Consider the following 12067-nt stretch of genomic DNA (forward strand, 5'->3'; position numbering starts at 1 on the left):
CGCGCTCCGATGCGGCGGTCGGGAGGCGCGGTGCCGGTCCCGCACGCGTCGTCGCGTCCGGTGGGCGCCGGCCCCTGCTGGTGGGTCGGGTGGTGCGGGGAGGAACGGGGACTCACGCCCCCGGACCGTCAGTAGGACGTGGTGTCGTCGCCGAGCGCCGACGCGGTACCGGTCTCGGTGCGGTGCGCCACTTCGTCCAGGATGCGTGCCGAGGCGCTCGTGCCGATGCGGTCCGCTCCGGCCTCGACCATCTCGAGGAGCGTGTCGAGCCCGCGCACGCCGCCGGAGGCCTTCACGCCGGTGTCCCTGCCGACCGTCGCGCGCATGAGGGCGATGTGTTCGGCCGTTGCACCGCCGCCGGCGAACCCGGTGGAGGTCTTCACGAAGGCGGCACCGGCGGACCGTGCGGCACGCGAGGCCGCGACGATCTCGTCGTCGGTGAGGAAGGAGGTCTCGAGGATGACCTTGACGACGGTGCTGCCCGCGGCGTCGACCACGGCGCGGACGTCGGCCTCGACCCGCTCCCAGTCGCCGGACTTCGCGGCGCCGATGTTCTGCACCATGTCGAGCTCGAACGCACCGTCGGCGAGGGCCTGCAGCGACTCGGCGACCTTGGCGGCCGTGGAGGTGGTGCCGTGCGGGAAGCCGATGACCGTGCCGACGCCGACCCCGGTGCCCGTCAGGCGCTCGACGGCGTGGGCGACGTCGCTCGGGCGGACGCAGACGCTGAAGACGCGGTACGCGGCGGCCTCGTCGAGCTGGGCGTCGACGTCCGAACGCGTGAGTTCGGGCTTGAGGATCGCGTGGTCGATGAGACCACGGACGGCATCGGCGGTGACGGAGAACGCTGCATTGTCCACCCGGCAAGCCTACCCGGAGCCGAGCCGCGTACCGTGCCCCGCATGCACGTCCTCGTCACCGGGGCCACCGGCTACATCGGCGGTCGTCTCGTCCCACGTCTCCTCGAAGCGGGTCACACCGTCCGCGTCTTCGTCCGCACGCCCCGGAAGCTGCAGGACGTCCCCTGGCACGACGACGTCGAGATCGCCGCGGGGGACCTGCAGGATGCCGACGCGGTGCGGCGGGCCGTCACCGACATCGAGGCCGTGTACTACCTCGCGCACGCGATGGGTGCGGACGGCGACTTCGAGCGGGCCGAGCGGGACGCCGCCGAGACGATGGCCCGCGAGGCGTCGGCCGCGGGTGTGCGGCGGTTCGTGTACCTCGGCGGACTGCACCCGGACGGCGAGCTCTCGAAGCACCTGCGGAGCCGGAAGGAGGTCGGGGACGTCCTGCTGCACTCCGGCGTCCCGACGATCGCGTACCAGGCCGGCGTGGTGATCGGGTCGGGGAGCACCTCGTTCGAGATGATCCGCCACGTCACCGACGTCCTGCCGTGGATGCCGGCGCCACGGTGGGTCCGGAACCGCATCCAGCCGATCGCCGTCCGGGACGTCCTCTACTACCTCGTCAAGGCGCTCGACATCCCTGCCGAGGTCAACCGGACGTTCGACATCGGCGGCCCCGACATCCTCCGGTACGGCCAGATGCTCAACGGGTACGCGGTCGAGGCGAAGCTCCCGCAGCGCCCCATCTCGCCGCTGCCGGTCCTGACCCCGGGGCTCGCGGCGCACTGGTTCAACCTCGTCACGCCGATCCCGCGCAAGCTCGCCAAGCCGATCATCGAGTCGCTGCAGTTCGAGTGCGTCCAGCGCGAGCACGACATCGACGACGTCGTGCCGCGGCCCGAGGGCGGGCTCACCGGCTACCGTCGCGCCGTCCGGCTCGCGCTGAGCCGCATGCGCACCGGCGAGGTCGAGACGAGCTGGCGGAACGCGACGCTCGCCGCCACCCCGGCCGACCCGCTGCCGAGCGACCCGGACTGGGCCGGTCACACCGTCCACGTCGACGACCGCAAGCGCCACTCGGCGGCATCGGCCGAGGACGTCTGGCGGGTCGTCGAGTCGATCGGCGGCGAGAACGGGTGGTACTCGTTCCCGTTGGCCTGGGTCGCGCGCGGGTGGATGGACAAGATCGCCGGGGGAGTCGGCCTCAACCGGGGCCGTCGCGACCAGAAGCGGCTCGAGCAGGGCGACGCGCTCGACTGGTGGCGTGTGGAGCGCCTCGAGCGCGGGCGGTACCTGCGCCTGCGCGCCGAGTTCAAGTCCCCGGGTCGCGCCTGGCTGGAGATGACGGTGACCCCGGCGGACGACGGTGGCAGCGACTACCGCCAGCGGGCGATCTACTTCCCGCAGGGACTCGCCGGACGCCTGTACTGGTACTCGATCCTGCCGTTCCACGGCGTCATCTTCCCCGGCATGGTCGAACGCATCACCGCGGCGGCCGAGCGGGAGTCCGAGCACACCGAGTCGACGGGGCGGAACTGGACCCAGCAGAATGGGAAGCCGGAACCCGCACACGAGGAGGCAGCATGACCGAGGAACGCACGAGCGTCCTGTTCCTGGGCGACAGCATCACCGAACAGGGGTCGTGGGACGCCTGGCTCCCCGACGAGCGGACCGTCAACCAGGGGATCGGCGGTGACACGACCGAGGGTGTGCTCGCACGCCTGGACGCCGTCGTCGCCGAGCAGCCCGAGGTCATCGTCCTGCTCATCGGCACGAACGACTTCGGCAACCACCGCAAGAGCGTCGAGCACGTCGTGCGCGGGGTGGAGTCCGTGCTCGTCACGCTCCGCCGCGAGCTCCCGGGCGTCCGTCTGCTCCTCGTCTCGATCCTGCCGCGCCAGGCGGAGTACACGGCGAAGATCGAGGAGGCGAACCGGCACCTCCGCCAGTTCGTCGCTACCTGCCACGCGCAGTACCTCGACGCGTGGCCGGCCCTCGCCGACGGGGACCACCTCGACGACCGGTACACCGAGGACGGCCTGCACCTCACCGAGGACGGCTACCGCGCCTACGTCGCCGAACTCGTCCCCGCCCTCGAACGGGTGCGCGAGCTCCCGCCGATGTCCCGGTCCATCCAGGCGATCGACCTCGACGGCGCCACCGCCTGATGGCGGCACGGAAGGGCCGACCCCCGGCCGGGTCGTCGTTGCGCGGCGTGTCCGGCAGTGGGACGGAACCCGCTCCGTCGAGCCCGGCGCGCTCGGGGAGGGGCGGCCGTGACCTGCCGCCGTTCACCCGACCCGCGCTCGCGCCGTCGCTGATCGCCGCGATCGTGCTCCTCGCCTGCGTCGCGATCGTGGACTCGTCCGGTTTCGTCTTCGCGCGCTGGGGCGTGACGGTGCTCAGCCTCATCGTGCTCGTCTTCGCCGCGCGGGGGCGGGCCTGGTGGGCCGCCATCCTGATGGCCGCGGTCGCCGTCTGCTGGAACCCGCTCGCGGTCGTCCCGATCCCGGGTGAGGTGTGGGCGGCGCTCCAGCTCGTCGCGGCCGCGCTGTTCATCGTCGTCGGCATCGTCGTGAAGGTGCCGCGCGAGACGGAGGCGGCCAGCGCCTCCCGGCCCTGACCGGCTCACGGTCCTGACCGGCCCCGGTCCTGGCCGCCCGCACCGCGCTGACCGGGGGTCCGCTCGGACGGTAGGATGAGTCGCCGGGCACCAGGGCCCGTGCACCGATCCGAAGGGCGTGGATGAGCAACGAGACCGAGCCGGTGACCGAGAGTCCTCTGCTGAACCCTCGACCGTCCTCCGGCGGTCTCGAACGTCCCGACGTCGTCGTGCGGAAGGGACGCCTGACGCTCGTCAACGGGCACCTGACGCCGCAGCAGTCGATGATCGAGGACCTCCTGTTCCTCGACGACGCCCTCACCGCCGGTGACGTCGACCACCTGCTCATCCGCGGCAACGACCAGCGGCCGGTGATCGCGGTCGACGAGCGCGACCGGCAGCGGGCGGAGAGCGCCGTGATGGCCGCCGCCGCGAACGAGCCCTTCTACGCGAAGCCCCCGGGGAAGCCCGCGGTCCTCGTCCTCGACGACGGTCTCGGCCCCGTCGACGAACCCGTGCTCCGGGTGTTCCGGCCGCGGCTCGAGCCTCTCGGGCGCCTGCGCTACGGCGCGGAGACGAGCGTCCAGCTCGAGTTCTGGCGGGTCACCGACACCGAGGTCCTCGCGCCGGTCGAGAACGCCCTGATGCGTCGCAGCCTGCCGATCGACGAGTTCGTGCTCGTCGACATCGAGCGGTACGGGCGAACCTGGCGCACCGTCGAGCACATGTTCGACGACCACGTGTCCGACATCCGGTTCCCGATCGACATCGTGTTCTCGTGGGTCGACGGCAACGCGATCGAGTACCAGCGAGCACGGCAGGCCGCGCAGGCGAACGCCGTGCTGGGCGAGGGGGACGACGCGCCAGCCCGCTTCCGCCAGATCGACGAGCTGAAGTACGCACTCCGGTCGGTGCACACCTTCGCGCCCTGGATCCGCCAGATCTACATCGCCACGGACTCCCCGGCGCCCGCCTGGCTCGCCGACCACCCCAAGGTGCGGATCGTCCGCTCCGAGGAGTTCTTCGCCGACCCCTCCGTCCTGCCGACGCACAACTCGCAGGCCGTCGAGTCGCAGCTGCACCACATCCCGGGCATCAGCGAGCACTTCATCTACTCGAACGACGACATGTTCTTCGGCCGCTCGGTGGACCCCTCGGTGTTCTTCAGCCCGGGATCGGTGACGAAGTTCATCCTCGCGACGACGCGGATCGGCCTCGGATCGAACAACCCGGCACGCAGCGGGTTCGAGAACTCCGCGCGGGTGAACCGCCGACTCCTGCAGCAGCGGTTCGGCGCCGTGACGACCCGGCACCTCGAGCACGCGCCCACGCCGCTCCGCGCCTCGATCATGACCGAGATGGAGCACGAGTTCGCCGACGAGTTCGCGGCCACCGCGGCATCGCGCTTCCGTGCGGCGGAGAACATCTCCGTGACGAACTCGCTGTACCACTACTACTCGCTGCTCACCGGCCGGGCCATCGTGCAGGAGAACGCCGAGGTCCGGTACATCGACACGACGATGCAGTCCGGCCTGCGGGCGCTCGGCGACCTGCTCAAGAAGCGGAACGCGGACTTCTTCTGCCTGAACGACGGGAGCTTCCCCGAGGTCAGCGACGAGGAGCGGACGCAGCGGGTGACGGACTTCCTCGAGAAGTACTTCCCGTTCCCGGCGCCGTGGGAGCGCGCGAGCGCGTAGCCGGCTGGCGGGACGGGCGCTCGCTCGGCGCGGGCGGCGCGGGCGGCGCGGGCGTGGAGTTCTTGCGTATGCAACGAGCAACGAGGCCGTTGTCGTACGACATCGGAGGTGTCGCCCGTTGCGCGCGCGAGTTGTTGCGCGGGCAAGCTGTTGCGCGTGCAACCACCGACAACCCCGCTGTCGTACGACGGCCGCGATGTCGCACCTTGCACACGCGACTATTGCGCGTGCAACGAACGACGAGACCGCTGTCGTACGACGGCGACGATGTCGTCCGTTGCGCGCGCATGTTGATTGCGCGTGCAACCAGCGACGAATCCGCTGTCGCACGACGACCACGGTGTCGCACCTTGTTCACGCAATAAACCGCCGACCGCACGGACACCACCAAGACGACCCGCGCCTCCCGGCACCGACCGGAACGCGGCGGGTGCCACGGCGACCTATCGGTGGACGGGGGAGACCGGTACCGAGTCGAGCGTGAACACGGGGATGCTCGACGTCACCGGCGCGGGCTCGACCGCCGCCGGGATCGTCACGCCAGCGGCAGCGAGTCGCGCCTCGGTCTGGACCGACGACACCGGTTCGCCTACCGTGGCGTAGTGCCCGATCGGGACGACCGAGTGCACCACGTTGCGGCCGTAGACGTGGACCAGGTTGAACGACTGCGCGCCGTCCTGCCCGCGGGTGCCACCCTGGTACTCGGTGAGGTCCTGGGTGTAGCACGTCGCACTCGCCACCGAGACGGGGATCCCGGCGAAGACCGCGCTCGTCGAGTAGTGCAGGTGGCCGGCGATGATCGCGATGACGTCGCTGCCCTCGAGCACCTCGGCGAGGGCGTCCTGGTCACGGAGCTCCACGAGGACCGCGAGGTCCTGCACGCTCGGCACCGGCGGGTGGTGCATCGCCAGGATGGTGCCGTGCGGCGCCTGTTCGGACAGGACCTCGGCGAGCCAGTCGAGCTGCTCGGGGGAGACCTCGCCGTGGTGGGCTCCGGGCACGCTCGTGTCGAGGGTGATCACGCGGAGACCGTTCACGTCGTAGACGAAGTCGACCGGGCGGTCGGTCGGTTGGAGGCCGAACAGCCCCTGCCGGAAGGCACCGCGCTCGTCGTGGTTGCCCATCGCCCAGATGACCTGAGCACCGATGCGCTGCGCGGCCGGCTCGACGATGTCGCGGATGCGGGCGTAGGCGCCGGGCTCGCCCTTGTCGGCGACGTCACCGGTGACGACGATCGCCTCGGGGTGCGTCCCTGATGACTCGATGTCCGCGATGATCTCGCCGAGCCGGGCGGCTGCGTCGACGTCTCCGTAGAGGTCACCGTCACCCGCCACGAGATGGGTGTCGCTGAGGTGGAGCAGGAAGTGGTTCGGCCTGGGGTGTTCGGCCGTCCGGCTGTCCATCGGGGTCTCATTCCGTTGGTCGGGTGCGTGGTGCAACACAGTGCCACACCGTCCTGGACGAGTCCAGCACGTGTCGGTGAATCGAACGTGAACGCAGCGCGGCGTGTTCCCGCACGCACGACGAAACCCCCGCCACCGAAGTGACGGGGGTTTCGACGAGCGGACGGTCCGCGAGCGGCTCGCCTAGTGCTTGGACTCGACCGCGGGGGCCTCGTGACCGGCACCGAGCTCCGGCCCGTGGTGCGCGGCGTGCGCAGCCTCGAGCTCGGCCTTCGACACCGGCGTGATGCGGTCCTCGAAGAAGAAGCGCGACATGCTGGCGCGGACCTTCTGCGCGGCCGAGATCTTGCCCCGGGCGTTCGGACGGATCATGAGCGGCTTGTACTCGTTGAACTGCAGCAGCTTCCACCGCTCGTACTCGTCGAGCTGCTCGTGCACCTCGATGTACTCGCCGTGGGGGAGTCGGACGATGCGTCCGGACTCGTAGCCGTGCAGGACGATCTCGCGGTCCTTCTTCTGCAGGGCGAGGCACACGCGCTTCGTGATCCAGAAGGCGACGAACGGGCCGAGGACCGTCGTGGCCTGGATCACGTGGATGACGTGGTCGATCGACACGTAGAAGTGGGTCGCGATGATGTCCGACGACGCTGCGGCCCAGAGGCTCGCGTAGAGCGTGATGCCGGCGGCACCGAACGCCGTGCGGGTCGGGGCGTTGCGCGGGCGGTCGAGGATGTGGTGCTCACGCTTGTCACCGGTGACCCAACCCTCGATGAAGGGGTAGATGAGGATGGCGAGGATGAGCAGCACCAGCACCGCGATCGGCACGAGGATGTTGAACGACACCGTGTAGCCGAACCACACGACCTCCCAGTGCGGCGGCACCAGACGGAGCGCACCGTCGGCGAAGCCGATGTACCAGTCGGGCTGGGTACCGGCGGACACCGGGGAGGGGTCGTACGGACCGTAGTTCCAGATCGGGTTGATCGTGAACAGCGACGCGATGAGGGCGAGGATGCCGGCGACGATGAAGAAGAACCCACCGGCCTTCGCGGCGAACGCCGGGAGGATCGGGACGCCGACGACGTTCTCGTTCGTCTTGCCGGGGCCGGCGAACTGCGTGTGCTTGTTGATGACGACCAGCACGAGGTGGACGCCCAGCACCGCGACGAGGATCGCCGGGAGCAGCAGGATGTGCAGTGTGTAGAGACGGCCGACGATGTCGGTGCCCGGGAACTCGCCGCCGAAGAGCAGGTAGGCGATCCAGACGCCGATGACCGGCACACCCTCGATCATGCCGACGATGATGCGGAGACCGTTGCCGGAGAGCAGGTCGTCGGGGAGCGAGTAGCCCGTGAAGCCCTCGGCCATGGCCAGGACCCACAGGATGAAGCCGAACACCCAGTTGAGCTCGCGCGGCTTGCGGAAGGCGCCGGTGAAGAACACGCGGGCCATGTGCAGCATGATCGAGGCCACGAACAGCAGGGCCGCCCAGTGGTGGATCTGCCGGACGAAGAGCCCGCCGCGGATGTCGAACGAGATGTTGAGCGTCGACTGCAGTGCGGTCGACATCTCGATGCCCTTCAGCGGGACGTACGAGCCGTGGTAGACCACCTCGGCCATGGACGCCTGGAAGAAGAACGTCAGGAAGGTACCGGAGAGCAGGACGACGACGAAGCTGTACAGCGCCACCTCGCCGAGCATGAAGCTCCAGTGGTCGGGGAAGATCTTGCGACCGACCTCCTTGACGAGGCCCGAGATGCTCGTGCGCTCGTCGATGTAGTTGGCGACCCCGCCGATGATGCGGGATCCGCGCTCCGGCGCCGGCTTGGTGGTCGACGACGCGGGTGCGTTGGTGGTCGTGCTGCTCATCAGCGTTCACGCTCCCAGAAGGACGGGCCGACGGGCTCGTGGAAGTCGCTCTGCGCAACCAGGTAGCCGTCGTCGTCGATCGCGATCGGAAGTTGGGGGAGGGGGCGTGCCGCCGGCCCGAAGATGACCTCGCAGTTGTTCGAGACATCGAAGGTCGACTGGTGGCACGGGCAGAGCAGGTGGTGCGTCTGCTGTTCGTACAGGGCGACCGGGCATCCGACGTGGGTGCAGATCTTCGAGTACGCGACGATGCCGTCGTAGCCCCAGTTCTCGTGGCCCTTGGCGGGGTTGAGGTCCTTGGGGTCGAGGCGCATGAGGAGGACGGAGGCCTTGGCCTTCTCCTCGAGCATGTCCTCCTTGTCGAGCATGCCGTCCGGGATGACGTGGAACACCGAACCGATGGTCACGTCGGACGCCTTGATCGGGAGACCCGTCGGGTCCTTCGTCAGGCGCGTGCCCTTCGCCCACATGGTGTGGCGGAGGAGTTCGTTCGGGTCGGCCGCCGGCGCGAGGTCGCGCACGAGGACGATGCCGGGGAGCGGGAAGGCCGCCAGGGCGCCGATCATCGAGTTGCGGATCAGCTTGCGGCGGCTGAAGCCGGACTCCTTGTCGGCGAGCTGGAACGCCTCGACCGCCTTGGCGCGGGTCGCGTCCGTGCCGCGGGTGCTGTGGCGGAGCTCGCTGATCTCGCGGTCCACCACGAGCGACTTCGACCAGTAGACGGCGCCGAGGCCGAGCGCGAGGAGGGCGAGGGCGATCGAGAGCCCGAGCCAGAGGTTCGCGGTGCGGACGGTCCCGAAGTCGTCGGAGTCGATCGGGAAGGCGACGTAGGCCGCGATCGCGAGGACGCTGCCGACGATCGACAGGTAGAAGAACGTGGCGACCTGGCGCTCGGCCAGGCGCTGCTTCTTGGGGTCGACGTCGGTGCGGCGTGCGCGGTGCGGCGGCTCGCCCGGGTTCTCGAACGGGTCCGTCGGCAGGACCGCGGTCCCGGCCGAGGTGGTCGTCGTGCCGTGCTTCTCGACAGCCGAGGACGAGTTCAGTGCCTCGTCGTCGTGCTCTGCCATGGTGTTCCCTTCAGTGTCGTTCGACACGGACGATCAGTTGGACTTCGCGGTCAGCCAGACGGTCATCGCGACGACCGCGCCGAGTCCGAAGATCCAGATGAACAGACCCTCTGCCACCGGGCCGAGGGAGCCGAGCGCGAACCCGCCGGGCGACTTGTTGTCCTGCACGTACTTCAGGTACGTGATGATGTCGGCCTTCTGCTCCGGCGTGAGGTTCAGGTCGTTGAACACCGGCATGTTCTGCGGGCCAGTGACCATGGCCTCGTAGATGTGCTTGCCGGACACCGACTGCAGGTTCGGCGCGTACTTGCCCTCGGTCAGCGCACCGCCGGCGCCGGCCACGTTGTGGCACATCGCGCAGTTGATGCGGAAGAGCTCCGCACCTTCGGCGGCGTCGCCGTCCTCGCCGTTCGTGAGGCTCTCGGAGGGGACCGCCGGGCCGGGGCCGAGCGACGCGACGTACTCGGCGAGCGCGTCGATCTGCTCGTCCGTGAACTGCGCGGGCTTCTCTTCGGCCTGGGGGCCCTGGGCGGCCATCGGCATGCGGCCGGTGCCGACCTGGAAGTCGACGGACGCGGCACCGACACCGATGAGGGACGGGCCCTCGCTGGTGCCCTGCGCGGAGAGGCCGTGGCACGTGGCGCAGTTCGAGGCGAAGAGCTTCTGACCCTCGTTCACCTTCGACTGGCTCGAGGCCGCCACGGTGCTCGTGCTGTCGTCGGCGTTCGCCGTGGAGCTGAACAGCGCGTACGCACCGCCGGTGGTCATGAGACCGACGACGATGAGCGACACGGTCGCCATCGGGGAACGGCGGCCCTTCTTGGACTTGGTTCTGTTGAACATGCGGTGGGGGCTATCCAGTTCCTACTTGAGAAGGTAGATGACGGCGAAGAGGCCGATCCAGACGACGTCGACGAAGTGCCAGTAGTACGACACGACGATCGCGGTGGTCGCTTCCTTGTGACCGAAGTTCTTGGCGGCGAACCCGCGGCCGAGCGTCAGCAGGAAGGCGATGAGGCCACCCGTGACGTGCAGACCGTGGAACCCGGTGGTCATGTAGAAGGCGGAACCGTAGGCGCTGGAGGAGAGCGTCACGCCCTCGTGCCAGAGGTTCGCGTACTCGAAGATCTGACCGCAGACGAAGATCGCGCCCATGCAGTAGGTGACGAAGAACCACTCCGTCATGCCCCAGTCCTTGGGGTTCCAGCTCGTGCGGTGCACCTGGAAGCGCTCGGCGGCGAAGACCGCGAACTGGCACGCGAAGCTGGACAGCACCAGGATGATCGTGTTCACCGAGGCGAAGGGCACCTCGAGCTTGGCGGTCTCGGTCGCCCAGAGTTCGGGCGAGGTGCTGCGCAACGTGAAGTAGATCGCGAACAGGCCGGCGAAGAACATGACCTCGCTGCCCAGCCACACGATCGTCCCCACGGCAACGGCGTTCGGCCTGTTCAGGACCGGACCGCTGGCGGATCTGGAGAGAGGGGTGCTAGTCACAGACTCCATTATGGCCGAAACCACGGACAGTGTTTTCGCAGCCAACTGGCGGGTCTCTCGAATTCACTACGATCGGATCATGCTCGACGCTCTCACCTGGCCCGCTGTGATCAGCGCGCTCATGGCGCACGACGACCTGACGATCAGCCAGTCCACATGGGCCATGCAGGAGATCGTCGCAGGTCGGGCCACCCCCGCGCAGATCGCCGCCTTCGTCGTGGCGCTTCGCGCGAAGGGCGAGACCGTCGACGAGGTCGTCGGCTTCCGGGACGCGATCCTCGACGCGGCCGTCCCGCTCGACGTCGACCCGATGGCGCTCGACATCGTGGGGACCGGGGGAGACGTCGTCGGCACGGTGAACGTCTCGACGATGAGCGCCATCGTGATCGCCGCCGCGGGTGTCCCCGTCGTCAAGCACGGCAACAAGGCGAGCTCGTCGAAGTCCGGGTCGAGCGACGTCCTCGCCGCGCTCGGCCTCGACCTGACCATGGACGCCGCGCGTGTCGCGGACACCTTCCGGCGTGTCGGCCTGACCTTCGCGTTCGCGAGCGCGTTCCACCCCGGCTTCGCGCACGCCGGCCCCGTCCGCCGCGAGATCGGCGTGCCGACGGTGTTCAACTTCCTCGGCCCACTCGTGAACCCGGCACGCTGCGAAGCGAACGCCGTCGGCGTGGCGCAGCTCGACCTCGTCCCCATCATCACGGGCGTGTTCCAGACCCGCGGCGCGACCGCACTCGTGTTCCGCGGCGACGACGGCCTCGACGAACTCACCACGACCGGGCACAGCCACATCTGGGAGGTCACCGGCGGTCGCGTGACCGAGCACGACCTCGACCCGCGCGACCTCGGGATCGCGCGGGCTCGGGTCGAGGACCTCCTCGGCGGCGATCCGGAGCACAACGCCGCGGTCGTGCACCGGGTGTTGGCGGGCGAGACCGGACCGGTACGCGACATCGTGCTGCTCAACGCGGCCGCCGGCCTGGTGTCGTTCCGACTCGCCGAGGACCCCGCCGAGGTCGACCGCCCGATCCTGCAGCGGTTCCGCGAGCAGCTGGTCGTCGCGGCCGAGGCGATCGACTCGGGCGCC

At 69.4% G+C, this 12067-nt stretch carries 11 protein-coding genes; 5 read left to right on the forward strand and 6 right to left on the reverse strand.

The features are described 5' to 3' along the window. Positions 1-128 precede the first annotated feature (128 nt). Positions 129-860, reverse strand: coding sequence for a deoxyribose-phosphate aldolase (gene deoC, locus Q7F20_RS10060; protein ID WP_305739958.1), 732 nt, complete (start codon positions 858-860; stop codon positions 129-131). A 42-nt stretch (positions 861-902) separates the two neighbouring features. Between deoC and Q7F20_RS10065 the strand changes: the two genes are divergently transcribed. From Q7F20_RS10065 to Q7F20_RS10080, 4 genes are all read left to right on the forward strand, one after another. Beyond that, positions 903-2435 carry an SDR family oxidoreductase gene (locus tag Q7F20_RS10065; protein ID WP_305739959.1) on the forward strand — a complete coding sequence of 511 codons (1533 nt, stop codon included), beginning with the start codon at positions 903-905 and terminating at the stop codon, positions 2433-2435. Continuing rightward, a complete protein-coding gene (locus Q7F20_RS10070) occupies positions 2432-3016 on the forward strand; it encodes a GDSL-type esterase/lipase family protein (RefSeq protein WP_305739960.1) in 585 nt (194 codons plus the stop codon). Before Q7F20_RS10065 ends, Q7F20_RS10070 begins: the two co-directional genes overlap by 4 nt. Further along, the gene (locus Q7F20_RS10075) at positions 3016-3471 is read left to right on the forward strand and encodes a DUF6804 family protein (protein ID WP_305739961.1); all 456 of its coding nucleotides are present in this window, start codon (positions 3016-3018) and stop codon (positions 3469-3471) included. Before Q7F20_RS10070 ends, Q7F20_RS10075 begins: the two co-directional genes overlap by 1 nt. Positions 3472-3593: 122 nt before the next feature. Beyond that, entirely contained in the window at positions 3594-5147 is a 1554-nt protein-coding gene (locus Q7F20_RS10080) for a stealth conserved region 3 domain-containing protein (RefSeq protein WP_305739962.1), read from the forward strand. Positions 5148-5590: 443 nt separating this feature from the next. Here Q7F20_RS10080 and Q7F20_RS10085 read toward each other — a convergent pair whose 3' ends face one another. The 5 genes from Q7F20_RS10085 to Q7F20_RS10105 form a co-directional block, all read right to left on the reverse strand. Next, positions 5591-6550: a phosphodiesterase gene (locus tag Q7F20_RS10085; protein ID WP_305739963.1), complete on the reverse strand. Its 960-nt coding sequence runs from the start codon at positions 6548-6550 to the stop codon at positions 5591-5593. A gap of 183 nt (positions 6551-6733) precedes the next feature. After that, the gene (locus Q7F20_RS10090) at positions 6734-8419 is read right to left on the reverse strand and encodes a ubiquinol-cytochrome c reductase cytochrome b subunit (protein WP_305739964.1); all 1686 of its coding nucleotides are present in this window, start codon (positions 8417-8419) and stop codon (positions 6734-6736) included. Next, positions 8419-9486: a ubiquinol-cytochrome c reductase iron-sulfur subunit gene (locus Q7F20_RS10095; RefSeq protein ID WP_305739965.1), complete on the reverse strand. Its 1068-nt coding sequence runs from the start codon at positions 9484-9486 to the stop codon at positions 8419-8421. Before Q7F20_RS10095 ends, Q7F20_RS10090 begins: the two co-directional genes overlap by 1 nt. Positions 9487-9519: 33 nt before the next feature. After that, the gene (locus Q7F20_RS10100) at positions 9520-10329 is read right to left on the reverse strand and encodes a cytochrome c (RefSeq protein WP_071294687.1); all 810 of its coding nucleotides are present in this window, start codon (positions 10327-10329) and stop codon (positions 9520-9522) included. A gap of 21 nt (positions 10330-10350) precedes the next feature. Beyond that, positions 10351-10989 carry a heme-copper oxidase subunit III gene (locus tag Q7F20_RS10105; RefSeq protein WP_031260857.1) on the reverse strand — a complete coding sequence of 213 codons (639 nt, stop codon included), beginning with the start codon at positions 10987-10989 and terminating at the stop codon, positions 10351-10353. A gap of 70 nt (positions 10990-11059) precedes the next feature. Between Q7F20_RS10105 and trpD the strand changes: the two genes are divergently transcribed. Next, positions 11060-12067 (forward strand): anthranilate phosphoribosyltransferase (gene trpD, locus Q7F20_RS10110; protein ID WP_305739966.1); only part of this gene is annotated, 1008 nt, incomplete at its 3' end.

Source organism: Curtobacterium sp. A7_M15, from assembly GCF_030705415.1.
Classification (GTDB): domain Bacteria; phylum Actinomycetota; class Actinomycetes; order Actinomycetales; family Microbacteriaceae; genus Curtobacterium.